At 71.6% G+C, this 21051-nt stretch carries 19 protein-coding genes and 1 pseudogene; 16 read left to right on the top strand and 4 right to left on the bottom strand.

Annotation, left to right across the window (positions count from 1 at the left end):
• Nucleotides 1-59 precede the first annotated feature (59 nt).
• The 3 genes and pseudogenes from ACQPW6_RS07430 to ACQPW6_RS07420 all read left to right on the top strand — a co-directional run.
• The gene (locus ACQPW6_RS07430; RefSeq protein ID WP_433894454.1) at nucleotides 60-1019 is read left to right on the top strand and encodes a heme o synthase; all 960 of its coding nucleotides are present in this window, start codon (nucleotides 60-62) and stop codon (nucleotides 1017-1019) included.
• Nucleotides 1020-1708: 689 nt separating this feature from the next.
• Nucleotides 1709-2047, top strand: a complete 339-nt coding sequence (locus tag ACQPW6_RS07425) for a hypothetical protein (protein WP_433888738.1) — start codon at nucleotides 1709-1711, stop codon at nucleotides 2045-2047.
• Nucleotides 2048-2119: 72 nt separating this feature from the next.
• A pseudogene (locus tag ACQPW6_RS07420) lies at nucleotides 2120-3169 on the top strand (amidohydrolase); the annotation flags it as partial.
• Here the strand turns inward: ACQPW6_RS07420 and ACQPW6_RS07415 are convergent.
• The gene (locus ACQPW6_RS07415; protein ID WP_433888737.1) at nucleotides 3128-4237 is read right to left on the bottom strand and encodes a COX15/CtaA family protein; all 1110 of its coding nucleotides are present in this window, start codon (nucleotides 4235-4237) and stop codon (nucleotides 3128-3130) included. The pseudogene ACQPW6_RS07420 and the gene ACQPW6_RS07415 sit on opposite strands and share 42 nt — an antisense overlap.
• A gap of 149 nt (nucleotides 4238-4386) precedes the next feature.
• Here ACQPW6_RS07415 and ACQPW6_RS07410 point away from each other — a divergent pair, with 149 nt between their 5' ends.
• Nucleotides 4387-5673 (top strand): glycosyl hydrolase family 28-related protein, encoded by a 1287-nt coding sequence (locus tag ACQPW6_RS07410; RefSeq protein ID WP_433888736.1) that lies wholly within the window; start codon nucleotides 4387-4389, stop codon nucleotides 5671-5673.
• Between the two features lie 26 nt (nucleotides 5674-5699).
• On the opposite strand, the gene ACQPW6_RS07405 is transcribed toward ACQPW6_RS07410, so the two are convergent.
• Complete coding sequence (locus ACQPW6_RS07405; RefSeq protein ID WP_433888735.1) at nucleotides 5700-6494, bottom strand: ABC transporter permease; 795 nt, start codon at nucleotides 6492-6494, stop codon at nucleotides 5700-5702.
• The gene (locus tag ACQPW6_RS07400; protein ID WP_433888734.1) at nucleotides 6491-7417 is read right to left on the bottom strand and encodes an ABC transporter ATP-binding protein; all 927 of its coding nucleotides are present in this window, start codon (nucleotides 7415-7417) and stop codon (nucleotides 6491-6493) included. The genes ACQPW6_RS07405 and ACQPW6_RS07400 overlap by 4 nt, the downstream gene beginning before the upstream one ends.
• A 139-nt stretch (nucleotides 7418-7556) precedes the next feature.
• On the opposite strand from ACQPW6_RS07400, the gene ACQPW6_RS07395 reads away from it, so the two are divergent.
• From ACQPW6_RS07395 to ACQPW6_RS07355, 9 genes are all read left to right on the top strand, one after another.
• Complete coding sequence (locus tag ACQPW6_RS07395; RefSeq protein ID WP_433894453.1) at nucleotides 7557-8462, top strand: helix-turn-helix transcriptional regulator; 906 nt, start codon at nucleotides 7557-7559, stop codon at nucleotides 8460-8462.
• Nucleotides 8459-9880: a Fe-S cluster assembly protein SufB gene (sufB, locus tag ACQPW6_RS07390; RefSeq protein ID WP_433888733.1), complete on the top strand. Its 1422-nt coding sequence runs from the start codon at nucleotides 8459-8461 to the stop codon at nucleotides 9878-9880. The genes ACQPW6_RS07395 and sufB overlap by 4 nt, the downstream gene beginning before the upstream one ends.
• Nucleotides 9881-9958: 78 nt before the next feature.
• The gene (gene sufD / locus ACQPW6_RS07385; protein WP_433888732.1) at nucleotides 9959-11128 is read left to right on the top strand and encodes a Fe-S cluster assembly protein SufD; all 1170 of its coding nucleotides are present in this window, start codon (nucleotides 9959-9961) and stop codon (nucleotides 11126-11128) included.
• Nucleotides 11125-11454 (top strand): non-heme iron oxygenase ferredoxin subunit, encoded by a 330-nt coding sequence (locus tag ACQPW6_RS07380; RefSeq protein ID WP_433888731.1) that lies wholly within the window; start codon nucleotides 11125-11127, stop codon nucleotides 11452-11454. The genes sufD and ACQPW6_RS07380 overlap by 4 nt, the downstream gene beginning before the upstream one ends.
• 7 nt (nucleotides 11455-11461) lie before the next feature.
• Complete coding sequence (sufC, locus tag ACQPW6_RS07375) at nucleotides 11462-12226, top strand: Fe-S cluster assembly ATPase SufC (protein ID WP_433888730.1); 765 nt, start codon at nucleotides 11462-11464, stop codon at nucleotides 12224-12226.
• 35 nt (nucleotides 12227-12261) lie between these two features.
• Nucleotides 12262-13509 (top strand): cysteine desulfurase, encoded by a 1248-nt coding sequence (locus ACQPW6_RS07370; RefSeq protein WP_433894452.1) that lies wholly within the window; start codon nucleotides 12262-12264, stop codon nucleotides 13507-13509.
• A 13-nt stretch (nucleotides 13510-13522) separates the two neighbouring features.
• Nucleotides 13523-13978 (top strand): Fe-S cluster assembly sulfur transfer protein SufU, encoded by a 456-nt coding sequence (gene sufU, locus ACQPW6_RS07365; RefSeq protein WP_433888729.1) that lies wholly within the window; start codon nucleotides 13523-13525, stop codon nucleotides 13976-13978.
• On the top strand, nucleotides 13975-14322 hold the full coding sequence (locus ACQPW6_RS07360) for a metal-sulfur cluster assembly factor (protein WP_433888728.1): 348 nt from the start codon (nucleotides 13975-13977) through the stop codon (nucleotides 14320-14322). Before sufU ends, ACQPW6_RS07360 begins: the two co-directional genes overlap by 4 nt.
• Before the next feature lie 25 nt (nucleotides 14323-14347).
• Complete coding sequence (locus ACQPW6_RS07355; RefSeq protein WP_433888727.1) at nucleotides 14348-14842, top strand: hypothetical protein; 495 nt, start codon at nucleotides 14348-14350, stop codon at nucleotides 14840-14842.
• 76 nt (nucleotides 14843-14918) lie between these two features.
• On the opposite strand, the gene ACQPW6_RS07350 is transcribed toward ACQPW6_RS07355, so the two are convergent.
• On the bottom strand, nucleotides 14919-15851 hold the full coding sequence (locus tag ACQPW6_RS07350) for a DUF4231 domain-containing protein (protein ID WP_433888726.1): 933 nt from the start codon (nucleotides 15849-15851) through the stop codon (nucleotides 14919-14921).
• A 377-nt stretch (nucleotides 15852-16228) separates the two neighbouring features.
• Here ACQPW6_RS07350 and fxsBH point away from each other — a divergent pair, with 377 nt between their 5' ends.
• From fxsBH to ACQPW6_RS07335, 3 genes are all read left to right on the top strand, one after another.
• On the top strand, nucleotides 16229-18583 hold the full coding sequence (fxsBH, locus tag ACQPW6_RS07345; RefSeq protein ID WP_433888725.1) for a radical SAM/SPASM protein FxsBH, inactivated beta-hydroxylase extension form: 2355 nt from the start codon (nucleotides 16229-16231) through the stop codon (nucleotides 18581-18583).
• Nucleotides 18584-18593: 10 nt separating this feature from the next.
• Nucleotides 18594-19544: an aminoglycoside N(3)-acetyltransferase gene (locus tag ACQPW6_RS07340; protein ID WP_433888724.1), complete on the top strand. Its 951-nt coding sequence runs from the start codon at nucleotides 18594-18596 to the stop codon at nucleotides 19542-19544.
• A gap of 86 nt (nucleotides 19545-19630) precedes the next feature.
• Nucleotides 19631-21049 (top strand): TIR-like protein FxsC, encoded by a 1419-nt coding sequence (locus tag ACQPW6_RS07335; protein WP_433888723.1) that lies wholly within the window; start codon nucleotides 19631-19633, stop codon nucleotides 21047-21049.
• Nucleotides 21050-21051: the final 2 nt, after the last annotated feature.

Here is a 21051-nt window from a genome sequence, read left to right as displayed (position 1 = left end):
GCTCCTACGCAGGAGGCCGGCACTTGCTCGATCTGTCTCTCATGTCTCTTGGGGTGTTCGTGACGGCCGTCGAATCCCGACCCGCAGGGGTCATCGGGACGGGCTCAGGCCCGGCGGGCTCAGGTCATCGGCCGCTGCGAGCCCGTGTCATGGGGTTCGTGGCGCTGACCAAGCCGCGGATCATCGAGCTGCTGCTCATCACGACGGTCCCGGTGATGTTCCTGGCGGCCGGCGGCGTGCCCGACCTGTGGCTGGTGATCGCCACCGTGGTCGGCGGCTACCTGTCCGCCGGCGGCGCCAACGCGCTGAACATGTACATCGACCGGGACATCGACGCGCTGATGCACCGCACCGAGCAGCGTCCGCTGGTCACCGGGCTGGTGTCGCCGCGGGAGGGCCTGGTCTTCGGCATCGCGCTCTCGGTGGTCTCCACCGTGTGGTTCGCGCTGCTGGTCAACCCGCTGTCCGCGGCTTTGTCGCTGACGGCGATCCTCTACTACGTGTTCGTCTACACCCTCGGGCTGAAGCGGCGCACCGCGCAGAACATCGTCTGGGGCGGGGTCGCCGGCTGCCTCCAGGTCTTCATCGGCTGGTCCGCCGTGCGCGACGAGCTGGGCTGGGCGCCGTTCGTGCTCTTCCTGGTCCTCTTCTTCTGGACGCCGCCGCACTACTGGCCGCTGTCGATGAAGGTCAAGGACGACTACGAGCGGGTCGGCGTGCCGATGCTGCCGGTGGTCGCGGGGAACCAGGTGGTGGCGCGGCAGATCGTGATCTACAGCTGGGTGATGGTGCTCACGTCGCTCACGCTGTGGTGGCCGCTGGGGGAGACGTCGTGGTTCTACCCCGTGGTGGCGGCGGTCCTCGGCGCTTTCTGGTTGAAGGAGGCGCACGGGTTGCACGCCCGGGCGAAGGCGGGCGTGACCGGCCCGAAGCTCAAGGAGATGCGCCTTTTCCACTGGTCGATCACATACGCCACCCTGCTTTTCGTCGCGGTGGCGATCGACCCCTTCCTCCACTGACCGCTGCGCGGAGCTGCCCCCCGATATGCGGCTGCCGCCGCGCGCGCCCTCCCGGCCAGGACATGCCCGTGAGGCACACGGCTGCTCCCCGACTTAGCCCGGCTTCACCAGGGGCGCGGGGCTGTGTCTGATGTGCGGCTCCGCCGCGTGGGCGCGGCTTCCCCCGGCATCACCAGGGGTGCGGGGCTGTGTCTGATGTGCGGCTCCGCCGCGTGGGCGCGGCTTCCCCCGGCTTCACCAGGGGCGCGGGGCTGTGCTTGATTTGCGGCTCCGCCGCGGGGGCGCCACTTTCCCCGGCTTCACCAGGGGCGCGGGGCTGTGTCTGATGTGCGGCTCCGCCGCGTGGGCGCCACTTCCCCGGCATCACCAGGGGCGCGGGGAACTGCGCCACCAGCCCACCACCGGCCGGTGGTCGGGAAACAACAGGACCAGCCCCTTCGGGCCGGTGGTAAGGCGCGCCACCGTCGTGGCTTGTCGCGCAGTTCCTCGCGCCCCTGACGGGGCCCGTGTTCGCGCCCGCGCGGCGGCAGCCGCAGATCGGCAAGAGGCTCGCGCCCCTGACGGGGCCCGTGTTCGCGCCCGCGCGGCGGCAGCCGCAGATCGGCAACAGGCCCGCGCCTCTTAAACGACCGGCGGAGCCGGGGGTGGGCGGGTGTTCGGGGGGATTACTCGTGGGTAGCATCGGGGGTATGGGTGAGACGGAGAGTGGGCGGGACGGGAAGCGCGCGGCACGCGTCGTGCGGGGGATGGCGCGGCGGATCACGGCGTTCGCCGGGGCGCATGGTGGCGCGGAGGCGAACGTCGCGTACCTCGGCCAGCGCGGAGCGCGCATCGTGCTGGTGGGGCAGGACGGCGCCTGGGGCGATCTCGTCGCGCCGGACAGCGCCACCGCCCTCGCGGCCACCGCGGAAGCCGGCATCACCGTGCACGAGGATTTCGCCGGCGAGTTCGCCGGCCGCATGCGCACCGGGCCCTACGAGTGGCGCCGGATGGCCGGCATCCAGCTCGGCGGGCGCGCCGGCACCTGAGCCCACGCCAACACCTGAGGCCGCACTTCCGCGTTAGGCCGGGGGCGGGCCGCTCGGCGCCGCGGCGGGTCCGTGACCGAAGGGCGGAACGGGGTGCGGGAACGGCTGGTGGACGCGTACTGCCGGGGGGTCTTCCCCGGCGAACTGGGCCTCGCGGCCTTCGAGGCCATGCTGCCGGGGGCCGCCGCCCCCGGCAGCACCCTCTTCGACAGCCCGGCCGGCTTCGACCTGCGCCGCTGGTGCCCGCCGCTGCTCGGCCTCGAACCGCACTGCCCGCCGGCCCGCTACCTGGCCAGGCGGCGCGAGCTCGGCGCGTTCGAGGCGGTCAGGCTGCTGCTGCGCGGCGCGGGCCTGGCCGGCTACCTGCTGGACACCGGCGAGCCCGGTGACCTGACCCCGCCCAAGGAGCTGGCCGCCGCGGCCGGCGCGCCCGCGTACGAGCTGGTGCGCCTCGGCCCGCTCGCCCAGCAGGTCGCCGACACCTCGGGCACCGTGGACGCCTTCCTGGCCAACCTCGCCGAGGCCGTGCACGGCGCCGCCCTGAGCGTCACCGGCTTCGTCTGCGACGACTGCGACGATCCGGAACCCGACGACCGCCCGCCCGGCCCCGCCCAGGTGCGGCGGGCCGTCGCCCGCTGGCTCGGCGGACGTACCGTCCGGGAGCGCCCCGCCGACCCGGTGCTGCTGCGCCATCTGCGCTGGCACGCCGTCGCCACCGGCCTCCCGCTGGTGCTGCGCCACGGAGCCGCCGGTGCCGGCCCGCGGGCCGCCGAGGGCTTCCTGCGGGCCGTGGCCGGGGTGGGCACCGACGTCGTCCTGCTGCCGCGCCCCGCGCACGAGAACGCCGCGGCCGAGCTGGCCGCCGCGCTGCCCCATGTATATGTGGCCGTCAGCGGCGATCCGGCCGCGCTGCTGGCCCGGACGCCGTTCGGAAAGCTGCTCTACGCGGGCGGCGCGGCCGGGCTCCCCGAGCTGTACGTGGCCGGCGCGGCCCGCTTCCGGGCGGCGCTGGACCGGGCGGTGGCGGCCCGGGTGGACGCGGGGGAGTGGTCGGCCGCCGACGGTCGGCGGGTGGCGGCGCTAGTCGGCGCGGGAAACGCGCGCCGCGTCTACCGGCTGCCGGAGCCCGCCGCCGGTGTCCTGCCGTCCCAGCAGCGTCCCGGCCGGTTCGGCCTCGGCACCGCCGGCCCCGGCGGCCGGCACTGACCCGGCGGCCGGTTCGTCCAGCGCACCAGGCGCGGAGTACGGGCGCTCCCGGAACGACATCATCAGCCGCATGGTGGCGATCCAGACCAGGCACGCCCCGAACATGTGCAGATCCACCAGAGCCGACGGCAGGTGGGTGAAGTACTGCACGTAGCCGATGACGCCCTGCCCCATCAGTACCAGGAACAGCTCCCTGGTCCGGTGCTGCGGGCCGACGGGCGCGTCCATCGCCCGCAGTACGAACCACAGTGCGACGGTCAGCGCGCACACCACCCACGCGAGGTCCGCGTGCAGCTGCGCGATGGTCCGCCAGTCGATCGGGATGCGCCGCACCTTGTGCACCCCGTCGGAGTCGCCCGGGTGCGGCCCGGCGCCGCTGACCAGGGTGCCCACCACGATCAGCGTGGCGGTGGCCGCGGTGAGCAGCTGCCCGAGCTGCCGTACCGCCTTGCCGACCAGCGGGCGGGCCGGTTCGTCGCCCTCGGCGGCCCGCTGCCAGGTCAGCACCGCGACCGTGATCAGCGCCGCCGACAGCAGGAAGTGCAGCGAGACGACATACGGGTTGAGCTTGGTCAGTACGGTGACGCCGCCCCACACCGCGTTCCCGACCACCACCCAGAACTGCGTCCAGGCCAGCCGGGACAGGCCCCGCCGGTACGGCTGCTGGGCCCGTACGGCGATGATGGCCAGGCCGACCGCCGCGCACAGCACGTACGTCAGCATCCGGTTGCTGATCTCGATGGTGTGGTGGATGCCCATCTCACGGGTGCCGAGCAGGCTGTCCCCGTTGCAGGTGGGCCAGGTCGGGCAGCCGAGCCCTGAGGCCGTCAGCCGGACCAGGCCGCCGGTGATCACGATGACCACCGACATCACCAGCGCGGCCAGCGTCGCCCACCGCACCGTACGGGGGTCAGGCGTCCACCGGGCGGCGACGAAGGCGAGCGGGTTCCGCGCGATCTCGGGCAGCTTCGGCACGGGCAACATGGTAGGCGCATCCCTTGTGCCCGTTTTCACGAGGGGTCGAACGCGGCCGTCCGGAAGAGCCGGGCCGCGGCGAAACGGCCCCCAGGCCGCCGTACGGCCCTACCATCGTGGGTCATACCGCACGGGGACGACGGAGCAGGAGGCCCCGGATGACCGGCGAGCACCGCGACACAGTGAACCGCAGACGGATGCTGTACGGCGGTGCCGCCGCCGCGCTGACGGGCACCGGCATCGCCGCCATCGCCAGCGGCGCCTGGGACGCCCCCGCGGCCGACCCGGCACCGGCCGGCCACCCCGGATTCGTCGACGTGGTGGCCGACTTCGGCGCCAAGGGCGACGGAAAGACCGACGACAGCGACGCGTTCGCCGCCGCGTACGCCTACGCCGAGTCCCGCGCGGGAGCCGGCACCGGCCGTACCGTCATCGATGTGCCGCCGGGCGTCTTCCGGGTCACCAAGCCCGGTGCGTTCATGAACGCCGACAAGCCCGACCACCAGGTCAACGGGCTGCGCTTCCGCGGCGCCGGCCTGCGGATCAGCGAGATCGTCTTCGCGCCCGACAACCCGGCGGACGCCTACCTGTGCCGCAACAACGACATGTGGCAGAACATCGCCTTCGAGGGCCTGCGCTTCACCTCGGGCACGCCGGGCGCGTCCTTCTTCTACTCCTACTCCACCGGCGGCGCCGCCAACTACCGCTTCAGCGACTGCGAGTGGATGGGGGAGTGGGAGTACGGGGTCGCGCTCGACGGCAGCAACACCAACTCCGAGATGCGCTGGGAGGCCTGCCGGGTCGGCGGCGCCTACCGCAAGGCGTTCCTCTACTCCGGGCTGTCGCTGAACTCCAAGAACCTGGAGCAGCAGGACCAGTTCCTCAACTACTGGTTCACCGACATGAACGTCACCTACGAGTGGGGCAACTTCCTGGAGTTCCCCTACGGCGGCTCGGTCACCTGCCGGGCCGGCAGCTACATCGTCACCGGCCGCCGCCCCACCCCGCACCCCGACTACGGTTTCGAGAGCGCCTTCTTCCGCTTCCCGCGCGCCTCGCACTTCGACGGCGCCCAGCGCTTCCACGCCGAGGACATCCGCTTCGAGCTGCGCGACCCGTCGGTCGTGGTCATCGACTGCGCGTGGAACCGCGGCACCGTGCACTTCAACGACTGCGACGACACCGCGAACGCCTTCAAGGACTTCTCCGGCGGGATGCGCGCGCACCGCTACACCCTCACCGGCAACGGCCCGCTGGTGCGGTACGACTCCTGCCAGCTGGTGGGCGCCCACCAGTACCGGACGGCCGCGGGCAGCACCCCGCCGGTGTGCGTGCGCTACGACATGTGCCGGCTGGCCTCGCACCCGCAGGCGTCGTTCCTGGCGCTGGACTCGGGGCGGTCGGCGCAGTTCGCGAAGTTCGTGGACTGCATCCCGGGCGCCTGAGCATCCCGGGCGCCGGAAGATCCGGGCTACTCCCAGCGGAAGAAGCGCGCCGCGGCGGCCAGCCCGGCCACCGCCCACACCGCCAGGATGCCCAGGTCGCCCCACGGCATCGCGGCGCCGTGCTGGAGCACGTCCCGCAGCCCGTCGGACAGCGCGGAGATCGGCAGCAGCTTCAGCACCGACTGGACCCCGCCGGAGAACTTGTCCATCGGCACGATCACCCCGCCGCCGACCAGCAGCAGCAGGAAGACCAGGTTGGCGGCGGCGAGAGTCGCCTCGGCCTTGAGGGTGCCGGCCATCAGCAGGCCGAGCCCGGAGAAGGCGGCGGTGCCGAGCAGGAGCAGCAGCAGGACGGCGAACGGGTTGCCGTGCGGCGACCAGCCGAGCGCGAACGCGATCACCGTGAGCAGCGCGACCTGGAGGATCTCGGTGACCAGGACGGAGCAGGTCTTCGCCGTCAGCAGCGCCCAGCGGGGCAGCGGCGAGGCGCCGAGCCGCTTCAGCACGCCGTAGCGCCGTTCGAAGCCGGTCGCGATGGCCTGCCCGGTGAACGCGGTGGACAGCACCGCGAGCGCCAGGATGCCGGGGGCGAGGAAGTCCACGGACTTGCCGCTGCCGGTGTCCACGATGTCCACCGCGCTGAACAGCACGAGCAGCAGCGCCGGGATCACCACCGTGAGCAGCAGCTGCTCGCCGTTGCGCAGCAGCATCTTGGTCTCCAGCACCGCCTGCGCCCGGATCATCGCCGGCAGCGGCGCGGCCCCGGGCTCGGGCGCGAACACGCCGGTGGCGGCGGGCCCGGTGTACGTAGTGCTCGTCATCCGCGCAATTCCTTACCCGTGAGCTCCAAGAAGACGTCCTCCAGCGTGCGGCGCTCCACCGCGAGGTGGTCGGGCAGTACGCCGTGCTGGGCGCACCAGGAGGTGACGGTGGCCAGCAGCTGGGGGTCCACCTTGCCCTCGATCCGGTAGCCGCCCGGGGTCAGTTCGGCGGCCACCGTGTCGGCCGGCAGCGCCTTGAGCAGCGAGACCAGGTCAAGGCCCGGGCGGCCGGAGAAGCGCAGGGTGTTCTCGGCGCCGCCGCGGCACAGCTCCTCGGGGGTGCCGCGGGCGATCGACCGGCCGCCGTCGACGATCGTCACCTGGTCGGCCAGCTGCTCGGCCTCGTCCATGTAGTGGGTGGTGAGCAGCACACCGACGCCGTCGGCCCGCAGCTCCCGCACCAGGTCCCAGGTCGCGTGCCGGGCCTGCGGGTCCAGGCCCGCGGTCGGCTCGTCCAGGAAGACCAGCTCGGGGCGGCCGACCACGGCCATCGCCAGCGCGAGCCGCTGCTGCTGGCCGCCGGACAGCCGCCGGTAGGCGGTGCGGCCGCAGGACTCCAGGCCGAGCCGTTCGATCAGCAGCGCCGGGTCGAGCGGGTGGGCGTGCAGGCTGGCGGTGTGCCGCAGCATCTCCTCGGCGCGCGCTCCTGGGTACACGCCCCCCGACTGGAGCATCACGCCGATCCTCGGCCGCAGCGCCGGGCCCTGGGTGGCCGGGTCGAGCCCGAGCACCCGTACGGTGCCGCTGTCCGCCCGCCGGTAGCCCTCGCAGACCTCGACCGTGGTGGTCTTGCCGGCCCCGTTCGGGCCGACCACCGCCATGACACTCCCGGGCGCCACGGTGAGATCGAGGCCGTCCACCGCGGTCCTGGTCCCGTACCGCTTGACCAGACCGGTCACCTCGACCGCGGGCTCGTTTCGCATGCTGCCGAGTGTAGGCAGCCGTGTGGGCGGGGTGAGCGCCAGGGCTGCTTAGGTGACCCTAAGTGACGCAGCACACCGTGATCGCGGGAGGAGCGGCTTGCCGGGCCCTGGCGAATTACGCAACAATGGCCTTGTGAATATCCGTGGCGCGGCCCAGGGGGCGGCGGAGGAGCAGACGACCGGGGAGCGGCGCACCCGCAACCGGGTCGCCCGGTCCATCCTGGACCACGGCCCGTCCACCGCCGCCGACCTGGCGCAGCGGCTCGGCCTGACCCAGGCCGCGGTCCGCCGCCATCTGGACGCGCTGGCCGCCGAGGATGTCGTGGAGCCCCGCGAGCAGCGGGTCTACGGCAGCCGCGGCAGAGGCCGCCCCGCCAAGGTCTTCGCCCTCACCGACTGCGGCCGGGACGCCTTCGACCAGGGATACGACAAGCTCGCCGCCGACGCGTTGCAGTGGATCGCGAGCGCCGCCGGCGGTGGCGAGAGCGGCGAGGCCGCGGTGTCGGCCTTCGCCCGTGCCCGGGTCGCCGCGCAGGCCGAGCGCTACCGCGCCGCGGTCGAGGCCGCCGACCCCGAAGAGCGCACCCAGGCACTGGCCAGGGCGCTGTCGGCCGACGGGTACGCTGCTACGGCGCGCAGCGCCCCTCCGCAGCTCCACCCGGGCGGACCGGCGGTGCCCGCCGGTGAACAGCTCTGCCAGCACCACTGCCCGGTGGCACACACCGCCGAGCAGTTCCCGCAGCTGTGCGAGGCGGAGGCCGAGGTCTTCTCCCGCCTGCTGGGGACGCACGTCCAGCGTCTTGCCACCATCGCGCACGGCGACGGGGTGTGCACCACGTTCATCCCGCAGGCCCACCTGTCCGCCGCGGCGCCGCAGGCGCCGCCGGAGCAGGAAGACCAGGCGCGGCGAAAACAGCAGGAAGCACCACCCCTGAAAGACCCGCAGGACCTGGAAGACCCGCAGCACCAGCACGACCCGCAGGACCCGCAAGGCCACGAACCGTCAGCACCATCAGCCGGCACGTCCGGGAGGAACCCCGCATGACTGCTCCCACCGAGACCACTCACCCGGAGCTCGAAGGCATCGGCACGTACGAGTACGGCTGGGCCGACTCGGACGTCGCGGGCGCCGCCGCCAAGCGCGGCCTGTCCGAAGCCGTCGTCCGCGACATCTCGGGTAAGAAGTCCGAGCCGGAGTGGATGCTGAAGATGCGGCTGAAGGGGCTCCGGCTCTTCGGCAAGAAGCCCATGCCGACCTGGGGCTCCGACCTCAGCGGGATCGACTTCGACAACATCAAGTACTTCGTCAGGTCCACCGAGAAGCAGGCGGAGTCCTGGGAGGACCTGCCCGAGGACATCAAGAACACCTACGACAAGCTCGGCATCCCCGAGGCGGAGAAGCAGCGCCTGGTCGCCGGTGTCGCCGCGCAGTACGAGTCCGAGGTCGTCTACCACCAGATCCGCGAGGACCTGGAGGAGCAGGGCGTCATCTTCCAGGACACCGACACCGCGCTGCGCGAGCACCCGGAGCTCTTCCAGGAGTACTTCGGCACCGTGATCCCGGCCGGCGACAACAAGTTCGCCTCGCTCAACACGGCCGTGTGGTCCGGCGGCTCCTTCATCTACGTCCCCAAGGGCGTACACGTCGAGATCCCGCTGCAGGCCTACTTCCGGATCAACACCGAGAACATGGGCCAGTTCGAGCGGACCCTGATCATCGTCGACGAGGACGCCTACGTGCACTACGTCGAGGGCTGCACCGCGCCGATCTACAAGTCGGACTCGCTGCACTCCGCGGTGGTCGAGATCATCGTCAAGAAGGGCGGCCGCTGCCGCTACACGACCATCCAGAACTGGTCGAACAACGTCTACAACCTGGTCACCAAGCGCGCCGTCGCCTACGAGGGCGCCACCATGGAGTGGGTGGACGGCAACATCGGCTCCAAGGTGACGATGAAGTACCCGGCCGTCTACCTGATGGGCGAGCACGCCAAGGGCGAGACGCTGTCCATCGCGTTCGCCGGCGAGGGCCAGCACCAGGACGCCGGCGCCAAGATGGTGCACATGGCGCCGAACACGTCGTCCAACATCGTCTCCAAGTCGGTGGCCCGCGGCGGCGGCCGTACCTCCTACCGCGGTCTGATCGAGATCGGCGAGGGATCCTCGGGGGCGAAGTCCAACGTGCTCTGCGACGCCCTGCTGATCGACACCGTCTCCCGCTCCGACACCTACCCCTACGTGGACGTCCGCGAGGACGACGTGTCGATGGGCCACGAGGCGACCGTCTCCAAGGTCTCCGACGACCAGCTCTTCTACCTGATGAGCCGCGGCATGACCGAGTTCGAGGCCATGGCGATGATCGTCCGCGGCTTCGTCGAGCCGATCGCCAAGGAGCTCCCGATGGAGTATGCCCTGGAGCTCAACCGGCTGATCGAGCTGCAGATGGAGGGCTCGGTCGGCTAGCACCGGCGGCCGGCCCCCGGCACCCGCTCCACAGACCAGCGACGACGTTCTTCCCGAAAGAGAGCAGTACGACAAGCCATGGCTGACAACACCCCTGCGGGCAGCACCACGGACGGTGCCATCACGGTGGGGCATCCCGCCGATGCCCGGGTCAGCGCGGCCCCGTCCTATGACGTGGCCGACTTCCCGGTGCCCAGCGGCCGCGAGGAGGAGTGGCGCTTCACTCCGCTGGAACGGCTGCGCGGCCTGCACGACGGCACCGCCGAGGCCACCGGCAGCCCGCGGGTGGAGGTGACCGCGCCCGAGGGCGTGACCGTCTCCACCGTGGACCGCGACGACCCCCGGGTCGGCAAGGCCGGCAAGCCGGTGGACCGGGTGGCCGCGCAGGCGTTCAGCTCGTTCGAGAAGGCGTCGGTCGTCAGCATCGCCAAGGACTCGGTGCTCACCGAGCCGGTGCGGATCGCGGTGCACGGCGAGGGCGGCACCTCCTACGCCCACCAGGTCGTCGAGGTCGGCGCGTTCGCCGAGGCCGTGGTCGTCATCGACCACACCGGCGACGCCACCCTGGCGGCCAACGTGGAGTTCCTGGTCGGCGACGGCGCCAAGCTCACCGTGGTCTCCGTACAGGACTGGTCGAACACCGCCGTGCACGTCGCCCAGCACACCGCGCTGATCGGTCGGGACGCCACCTTCAAGTCGGTGGTCGTCACCTTCGGCGGCGACCTGGTCAGGCTGCACCCCCGGGTGATCTACGGCGCCCCCGGCGGCGAGGCCGAGCTGTTCGGGCTGTACTTCACCGACCAGGGCCAGCACCAGGAGCACCGGCTCTTCATCGACCACGACACCCCGCACTGCCGGAGCAACGTCACCTACAAGGGCGCGCTCCAGGGCCAGGACGCGCACGCGGTGTGGATCGGCGACGTGCTGATCCGGGCCGCCGCCGAGGGCACCGACACCTACGAGCTCAACCGCAACCTCGTCCTCACCGACGGGGCCCGGGTGGACTCGGTGCCGAACCTGGAGATCGAGACCGGCGAGATCGTCGGCGCCGGACACGCCTCGGCGACCGGCCGCTTCGAGGACGAGCAGCTGTTCTACCTCCAGTCCCGCGGCATCCGCGCCGACGAGGCCCGCCGCCTGGTGGTGCGCGGCTTCTTCGGCGAGCTGGTGCAGCAGATCGGCCTGCCCGACCTGGAGCAGCGGCTGATGGCGCAGATCGACGCGGAACTGGAGGCGTCCGTCGGATGACCACAGAAGCGTCCTACGCCCGCGCCTGCGCGCTGAGCGAGCTGGAGGAGGACACCCCGCACCGGGTCGAGCTGGACGGCGTCCCGGTGTCGGTGGTCCGCACCTCGGGAGACGTGTTCGCGATCAACGACATCTGCTCGCATGCGAACGTCTCGCTGTCCGAGGGCGAGGTCGAGGACTGCCAGATCGAGTGCTGGCTGCACGGTTCGAGCTTCGACCTGCGCACCGGCAAGCCGTCCGGACTGCCCGCCACCCGGCCCGTGCCCGTATACCCCGTCAAGATCGTTGGGGACGACGTGCTCGTCTCCGTCACCCAGGAGTCCTGAGTCACCCATGGCAACGCTTGAAATCAACGACCTGCACGTCACCGTCGAAGCGGACAACTCCACCAAGGAGATCCTGCGCGGTGTCGACCTGACCGTGAAGCAGGGCGAGACCCACGCCATCATGGGCCCCAACGGCTCCGGCAAGTCCACCCTGGCCTACTCGCTGGCCGGCCACCCCAAGTACACCGTCACCGGCGGCACCGTCACCCTCGACGGTGAGGACGTGCTGGCGATGACCGTGGACGAGCGGGCCAGGGCCGGCCTGTTCCTCGCCATGCAGTACCCGGTGGAGATCCCCGGGGTCTCCGTCTCCAACTTCCTGCGCACCTCCGCCACCGCGATCCGCGGCGAGGCCCCCAAGCTGCGTACCTGGGTGAAGGAGGTCAGGGAGACCATGGAGCGGCTGCACATGGACCCGGCCTTCGCCGAGCGCAACGTCAACGAGGGCTTCTCCGGCGGCGAGAAGAAGCGGCACGAGATCCTGCAGCTCGAACTGCTCAAGCCGAAGGTCGCGATCCTGGACGAGACCGACTCCGGCCTCGACGTGGACGCGCTGCGGATCGTCTCCGAGGGCGTCAACCGGGTCCGGGAGTCCGGCGAGGTGGGCACCCTGCTGATCACGCACTACACGCGCATCCTGCGCTACATCAAGCCCGACTTCGTGCATGTCTTCACGGCCGGCCGGATCGCCGAGTCCGGTGGCGCCGAGCTGGCCGACAAGCTGGAGGAAGAGGGCTACGAGTCCTATGTGAAGGGTGGCGCTGTCGCGTGACTTCTCCCTCGTCTCCCTCGTCCACCGGCCGGGTGCTGCCCGGCCTCCTCGACACCGAGGCGATCCGCAAGGACTTCCCCGTCCTGGACCGGCTGGTCCACGACGGCAAGAAGCTGGTGTACCTGGACAACGCGGCGACCTCGCAGAAGCCGCGCCAGGTGCTCGACACGCTGTCCGCGTACTACGAGCAGCACAACGCGAACGTCCACCGCGGCATCCACGTGCTCGCCGAGGAGGCCACCGCGCTCTACGAGGGCGCCCGCGACAAGGTCGCGGCGTTCATCAACGCGCCCAGCCGCGACGAGGTGATCTTCACCAAGAACGCCTCGGAGTCGCTGAACCTGGTGGCGAACATGCTCGGCTGGGCCGACGAGCCCTACCGGGTGGACCGCGACACCGAGATCGTCATCACCGAGATGGAGCACCACTCCAACATCGTGCCGTGGCAGCTGCTGTCGCAGCGCACCGGCGCCAAGCTGAAGTGGTTCGGGCTGACCGACGACGGACGGCTCGACCTGTCCGACATCGAGCAGGTGATCACCGAGAAGACCAAGATCGTCTCCTTCGTGCTGGTCTCCAACATCCTCGGCACCGTCAACCCGGTCGAGGCGATCGTCCGCCGCGCCCAGGACGTCGGCGCCCTGGTGCTGATCGACGCCTCGCAGGCCGCCCCGCACATGGCGCTCGACGTGCAGGCGCTTGGCGCGGACTTCGTCGCCTTCACCGGCCACAAGATGCTCGGCCCGACCGGCATCGGCGTGCTGTGGGGCCGCCAGGAGCTGCTGGAGGACCTGCCGCCGTTCCTGGGCGGCGGCGAGATGATCGAGACCGTCTCGATGCACTCCTCCACCTACGCGCCCGCGCCGCACAAGTTCGAGGCCGGCACCCCGCCGATCGCCCAGGCCGTCGGCCTCGGCGCCGCGGTGGACTACCTGTCCGCGATCGGCATGGACAAGGTCGCCGCGCACGAGCACGCGATCACCGACTACGCCGTACGCCGGCTGCTCGACGTGCCCGACCTGCGGATCATCGGCCCGGCCACGTCCGAGGACCGCGGCACGGCGATCTCCTTCACGATCGGCGACATCCACCCGCACGACGTCGGCCAGGTGCTGGACGAGCAGGGCATCGCGGTCCGGGTCGGCCACCACTGCGCGCGGCCGGTCTGCCTGCGGTACGGAATTCCCGCGACCACGCGGGCGTCGTTCTATCTGTACTCCACGCCCGGCGAGGTGGACGCCTTGGTCGACGGGCTGGAGCAGGTACGGAACTTCTTCGGCTGATGGCGGTGTTCTCGTGAAGCTGGACTCGATGTACCAGGACGTGATCCTGGACCACTACAAGCACCCGCACGGCCGCGGCCTGCGCGAAGGCCAGGCCGAGGTGCACCACGTCAATCCCACCTGCGGTGACGAGATCACGCTGCGGGTGCGGATGGACGGCGACACCATCGGCGACGTCAGCTACGAGGGCCAGGGCTGTTCGATCAGCCAGGCCAGCGCCTCGGTGCTGAACGACCTGCTGGTCGGCAAGGACCTCGGCGAGGCCCAGAAGATCCAGGAGACCTTCCGGGAGCTGATGCTGTCCAAGGGGCAGCTCGAACCCGACGAGGCGATGGAGGAGGTGCTGGAGGACGCGGTGGCGTTCGCCGGCGTCTCGAAGTACCCCGCACGCGTGAAGTGCGCACTGCTGAGCTGGATGGCGTGGAAGGACGCGACGGCGAAGGCGCTGTCCGAAGGGAAGACCGCATGAGCAACAACACCGTGCCCAACGGCCTGAGCACCACCCCCGCGTCCGAGGAGGAGGTCCGCGAGGCGCTGTACGACGTGGTGGACCCCGAACTCGGCATCGACGTCGTCAACCTCGGCCTGATCTACGGCATCCACATCGACGACAGCAACGTCGCCACCCTCGACATGACCCTCACCTCGGCGGCCTGCCCGCTGACCGACGTGATCGAGGAGCAGGCCAACTCGGCGACCGAGGGCATCGTCCGCGAGCTGAAGATCAACTGGGTCTGGATGCCGCCGTGGGGCCCGGACAAGATCACCGACGACGGCCGCGAGCAGCTGCGCGCCCTGGGCTTCAACGTCTGAGCCGTCCGTGACGCCTGAGAACCCCGTGACCCTTCCGACCAGGATCGGGGTCACGGGGCACCGGCTCATCCCGGCCGCCGCGTACGGGCACGTACAGGCCGCGCTGACCGACGCGCTGTGCCGGCGGCAGGGCAGCGCGCAGCCGCTCGAAGTGCTGAGCAGCCTGGCGGCCGGCTCCGACCAGCTGTTCGCCGAGATCGCGCTGTCGGGCGGCGCCCAGCTCACCGTCGTCACGCCCGCCGCCGACTACGAGACGACCTTCTCGCCGGCGGAGCTGCTGCGGTTCCGCCGGCTGCTCGGGCAGGCCCGCACCCACATAGTGCTGGACTACGAGCAGGTCAGCGACCACGCCTACTACGACGCCGGGGTCTACATCGCCGACCACTGCGACCGGATGGTGGCCATCTGGGACGGCCGGCCCGCCCGCGGCCTCGGCGGCACGGCCGACATCGTGCACTACACGCGCTCGCTGGGGAAGCCGGTCTCGGTCATCTGGAAGAGCGGCGTGGAGCGGGACTAGCCGCGCAGGCCGTCGCGCCGGCCGGTTGACCGCGGTGCCTGGGACAACCGCGGTGCCCGCTCAGCCGCGCCGTCCGTCAACTGCGGTGCCTGGCGAGCCAGGCGGTGTGCTCGGGCGAGATCGCGTCCTCCGCGGCGGCCACCTCGTCGGCCCACTGCGGCTCCGCCACCACCTTCTCCAAGGTGACCGCCATGGCGCTCAACTCCTGGGCCACCAGCGAGTGCGCGGCCACCAGCGGCTGGTACTGGCGCAGTTCGCTCCACGCCACGCTCGCCGCGGCCGCGGCGGAGGCCAGGCCCACCAGGTCCATCGAGTCCCCCCACCGGAACGCCTTCGCCCCGGCGGCGAGCAGCGCGCCGACCGTGCCGAGCGCCGCCAGCGCCTGCCACATCGCCGCGGCCCGCCGCGACTGCTGCGCCCGGCGGTGGTACCAGTCGCGCTGTTCCATCACCCGGTCCCGTACGTACACATCCCGCCGTACGGAGAACGGCGTCCCGCGCAGCGCGCGCATCGTCGGGGTGATCAGTTCCCGCTCCAACGCCGACGTCCCGGGTGGACGCGGGTCCCGCCATCCGATCGCCCGCATCTGGTGCAGGCCCTCATTGACGCGTACTTCGAAAAGCGCATCAGGATCCGCCGCGTCAGGGCCGAACGGAGCGCCGTGTACGGCGTAGCGCCAGCACTGCGAGCGCAGCAGTTCCGCCGCGCTGCGGTGTAACTGCCAGTTCACCTTGTGGTGGTGACGGGACATCTGCCAGCCGAACCACAGCGCGCCCACATAGGCCGCCGCACTCACCAGGGCCAGCAGGTCGACATGGCCGATATGCGTCCGCCAGGGAAGTGCGGAGAACGCCGCCGCGGCCACCAGCAGCACCAACTGCCGTCTGACCCATTCGACCGTGAGGCGCTGCCTGGTGACGGCGGCCCCGTCGGCCCAGTGGAACAGGCGTGGCAGGTCGGCGTCGCCGAAGGCCGCGCTGCGCTGCGATCCCTGGTCACGAGCTCGCATATCGGGTCCCCAGGTTAAGGCGATAACTCATCCAGGTGAATCCGCGAATGAGCGGGCAGAGGATACCGCTGGCCGACTCGCGAGCGAAGGGCGCAGACGGTAGGGTCTCGAAATACCTACCCTTGCGGCTTGGTGGCTGTCGGCTCACCACTTCGGTGTGCCCGGTTCCGCCCGGCCGCCCGCGCCTTAGGACGGCCGTGAACACTCCGATGCACAACCGCCCCGCCACCCCCGCCACGGGGCTCCGTGTTCCGGCCGCTCGACCGGACGCCCGCGGCGACCGGACCCTCGCCCGGAGCCTGCGGCGTGCCAGTATCCTTCCCACCGGCCGTCAGGACATGCCGACGACCTTCAACTCCTGCATCTAGTATCGGGAGATGACAGGTTCGCTGGTTCCCTTTCGCCAGCTGGTCTTGAAGGTCCACAGCAGGTGCGACCTGGCGTGCAAGCACTGCTACGTGTATGAGCACGCCGACCAGAGCTGGAGTTCGCGTCCCACGGTGATCTCCGACGAGACCATCAGCTGGACGGCCACCCGACTGGCGGAACACGCGAAATCACACGGCCTGCCCTCCGTGCACGTCATTCTGCACGGAGGGGAGCCGCTGCTCGCCGGTATTCCGCGACTGCGCCGGGTGTGCGAGGAGTTGCGCGGCAGCCTGGCCGGAATCAGCGAACTCGATTTACGCATCCACACCAACGGCGTCCAGTTGAGCGAGCGTCACCTCGACCTCTTTTCCGAGTTCGACGTGAAGGTGGGTATCTCGCTCGACGGGGACCAGGCCGCCAACGACCGTCACCGGGTCTACGCAAACGGCCGCAGCAGTTACCAGCGCGTGCTGCGCGCGGTCGCCCTGCTGCAACGCGAGCGCTACCGGCACCTGTTCGCCGGGCTGCTCTGCACGATCGACATCGCCAACGACCCGATCGCCGTCTATGACGCGCTCGCCGCCCTCGATCCGCCGCGGATCGACTTCCTGCTGCCGCACGCCACGTGGGACGATCCGCCGGCCCGCCCCGACGATCTGCCGGCCGGCTACGCCGACTGGCTGCTGCGGATCTTCGACCGCTGGGACACCCAGGGCAGGCCGATGCCGGTACGGATGTTCGACTCCGTGATCAGCACCCTCGGCGGCGGCCCCAGCCTGACGGAGTCGATGGGCCTCGGCCCGGCTGACCTGGTGGTCATCGAGACCGACGGCACCCTGGAGCAGGCCGACTCCCTCAAGACCGCCTACGACGGCGCCCCGGCCACCGGATACGACGTCTTCTCCGACAGCCTCGACACCGCCGCCCGGCACCCGGGCGTGGTCGCCAGGCAGCAGGGGCTGGCCGGGCTCAGCGCGGAGTGCCGGGCCTGCCCGGTGGTCAGGAGCTGCGGAGGCGGCCTGTACGCCCACCGGTACCGGGGTGACGGCAGCGACTTCGACAACCCGTCGGTTTTCTGCGAAGACCTCAAGTCCCTCGTCCTGCAAGTGAGTTCACGCATCGGCGGCCCGACGGAGGCCGAACTCGGGCGCAGTGGCGGCGTTGCCGTGAGCCTGGACGGCGCTGACACGGCCCCCCCGCTGGCCGGCCTCGCCGAGCTGGCCGCGGGCACCGGCGACGGCAGCGCGGTGCGGGAACTGGCCGCGGCCCAGCGGCAGGTGACCCGGGGCTGGCTCGACACCGTCAACGCCGAGATCGGAGACCGCGGCGGCGAACTGTGGTCGCCCGCCTGGCAGTTGCTGACCGAACTTGAACAAGACCCGGGCGGCATCGACGGATTGCTCGGCCACCCCTACACCCGCTCCTGGGCGGTGGCCTGCCGGGACGCGCTGAGCGAGCCGGTCCCCGGTGCGGGTTCGGGTGAACTGCCGCAGGCGGGACGGCTTTCGGCGCTGGTGGCCGTCGCCGGGCTGCGCGCCGGGCTCACCCGCCCGATGCCGGTGGCGGTCGGCGGTGACGGCACCGTTTGGCTCCCCGCCCTGGGCCAGGCCCGGCTGCGCCCGCAGGGCGCACCGACCGCCGAGGTGACGGCGGCCGATTCCGGCTTCGTCATCCGCCGCGGCGACGAGGAAGTACGGGTGACCGCGGACGCTGAGCCCGACGAACGCTGGCTTCCGGTACGGCACTTGACCGCACCGAACGATGCCGGCCCGCTCGTGGACCTCGCCCTCGACGACCTGGACCCGTACCGGGACTGCTACCTCGACCCGGTCGCGCCCCGGCTGCCGGACAGCCAAGTCGCCGTCTGGCAGCGGCTGTTCGCGCAGGCATGGCCCCGGCTGCGATCGGCCGAACCGGCCCGCGCCGGCGGGCTGGCCGCCGGCCTGTCCACCGTCACCCCGCTGGCCCCCGGAGCCGGCCGCCTCGGCGGCCTGGCCGGCAGCCGCCGCGGAATGGCCGCGATCGGCCTGGTCCTTCCGGACGATCCCACCGACCTCGCCCGCCGGCTGCTGTACGAGTTCCAGTACGCCACACTCGACGCGCTGCTCGAACAGTGCGAGCTGTACGACGAGTCCGACCCCCGTTCCTTCCCGGTGCCGGGCGGCGACGACCGGATGCCGGCCGGCGACCTGCTGGCCCGCGCCTACGCCCGTTCCGCGACGGCCGCCCTGGCGGCGCAACCGGGGCAGCACTCCGGCGACACCGCGCGGGCCTGGGAGACGCTGCTGACCAGCGGTGTGCTCACCGCCGAGGGCGAGCGGTTCGCCTCGGCGGCGCTGGCCGGCCGCGCGGTCGGGGTCTGAGGCGGCCCAGATGAGGACCCGATGGGCCCCCCGGCGGCAGCAGACCTGGCCGGAGCCCGACCTCGAACTCCCGCCGCGCGCCCGGCTCCAGCCGTACCCCCGGTTCCTGCGGCCGGTGCCCGGCCGGGAGGCGCTGGCCCGCGATCTCGCGGCGCTGCGCGTGACGGCCGGCCGGACCGTCCTGGTGCACTCCGCCATGGCCGCGGTCGCGCCGCCCCGCTCACCGTGGGGCGGCCGGCCGGACACCGCCCCGGTGGCCGCGGCGGTGCTCGGCGCCCTGCGGGACGTGCTCGGCCCGGATGGGACAGTGGTAGTACCCGCCTTCACGGCGAGTAATTCGAATACGTCTCGAACGTATCGTGAACGAACTGCCGGGATGAACCCCGGTGAACTGGCCGATTACCGCTCGTCGATGCCGCCGTTCGACCCCGCGCGCAGCCCTTCCGAAGGCATCGGCCGGTTCGCCGAGCTGGTACGGCTCGCACCCGGCGCCCTGCGCAGCGGCCACCCGCAGACCTCGTTCGCCGCGCTCGGTGCGAAGGCGGCCCGGCTGGTCGAACGGCATGACGAGGACTGCCATCTCGGCGACGCCTCCCCGCTCGGCCGGCTCTACGACGAGGACGCGCTGATCGTGATGATCGGCACCGGCTACGACGCGTGCACCGCCTTCCATCTTGCCGAATACCGGATTCCCGACCCGCCGCGCCGCGAGTACAGCTGCGTGGTGCGGCGGCCCGGCGGAGCCGAGTGGTTCACCTACCGCGATGTCGTGCTGGACGACGACGACTTCGCCGAGCTGGGTGCGGCCTTCGAGCGGGCGGACGCGGGCAGCACCGAGCCCGGCGTGCGGCACGGCAGGGTCGGGCAGGCCGGCGCGCGCGCCGTGCGGCTGCGTGACGCCGTGGACTTCGCCGCGCGCTGGCTGGCCGAAAACCGTCTCGGGGCCCGCGCCGCGATCTGACGGCCGATCCGATTCCAGGCTTTCCTGTTCCGGCCGGGCCATATGGTTTCTAGACTGTCTGCAACCGGAGGAGCTGGGGGACGCGCGTGCTCATATCGGGACGGCCCGACGACCGGGCACCGTATTTCTTCCTGAGCTATGCGCACACGCCTCGTTCAGACTCGGCCGTACCCGATCCGGATATGTGGGTGGGGCAGCTCTACAAGGACCTCTGCGACCACGTTCTGGCATTGACCGACATCGGCGGGGATTCCACCGTCGGATTCATGGACCGGGACATCCGCTCGGGTGAGGGCTGGTCGGAGCGGCTCGCCGACTCGCTGGCCGGCTGCCGGGTGTTCGTACCGCTGTTCTCGCCCCGGTACTTCGCCAGCGCCCAGTGCGGCAAGGAGTGGTACGCGTTCGCCCAGCGCGCCATCCAGCAGCACGCCAGGAGCAACCGGGTGATCGAGGCGATCGTGCCGGCCCTGTGGGTGCCGGTGCCGCCCACCAAGCTGCCCGGCGCGGTGGAGCGGCTGCAGTTCAACCACATGGCGCTCGGCGACTCCTACGCCACCGAGGGCCTGTACGGGCTGATCAAGCTGAGCATGTTCCGCAGCGCCTACGAGGTGGCGGTCTACGAGCTGGCCAAGCGGATCGTCCAGGTGGCCGAGAGCGGCGGCGTCGAGCCCGGGCCGCCGCTGGACTACCGGCGGATCCCCAGCGCGTTCGGCGACCGGCGCGGGGTGCGCAACCTGCGGATCACCGTGGCCGCCGGCACCCGCGACCGGCTGCCGGCCGGGCGCAGCGCGGAGTTCTACGGCGACACCCCCACCGGCTGGAACCCCTTCCATCCGGCCTCGGCCCGTCCGCTGGCCGCGGTCGCCGCCGACCTCGCCCGCAGCTTCGACTACGAGTCCACGCTGTACTCCTTCGACGCGGAGTCCGAGGCCGGCCACCCCGAGTCGGAGCCCGGCGGGCCGGAGATCATGCTGGTCGACCGGTGGGCCGTCGCGGACCCGGTGTGGCGCGAACGGCTCAGCCGCTACGACGCGCAGCGCCGCCGCCCCTGGACCGGAGTGGTGGTGCCGTGGAACCGTGAGGATCCCGAGAGCCGTACCAAGGAGGGCGAACTGACCGCTCTGCTTGAGGAGTTGATGCCCAACGGCACCGCGCAGGGGCCGCCGGCCTGCCGGGCCGCGGCGCACGGGGTGCACAGCCTTGAGGCGCTGACCGAGCTGCTGCCCGAGGTGGTGGAGTGGTCCGCCGCGCAGTACGTCAAGCACGCGCCGCGCGCGTACCCGCCGGAGGGCCCGCACCGGGAGCGGTTCCGGCTGCGCGGGCCGGAGGCCGCCGGCAGCGCCCGCCCGCCGGACGGGCCGGCCCCGCCCGGAGCGGGCCGCAGGCACCGGCCGGGCTCCGGGCCGCCCGGCCCGCGGAGCATCGGCGGCCGGCCCGGCACCGACGGCCCCCGCCGCACCGGCGGCCCGGACGACACCGACCGCCCCGACGACACGGAGGACTGACG

It is taken from the genome of Streptomyces sp. CA-111067, from assembly GCF_050956065.1.
GTDB lineage: Bacteria > Actinomycetota > Actinomycetes > Streptomycetales > Streptomycetaceae > Actinacidiphila.
Note: the sequence above shows the minus strand (reverse complement) of the source record. Positions and strands in the feature narration are given on the sequence as shown.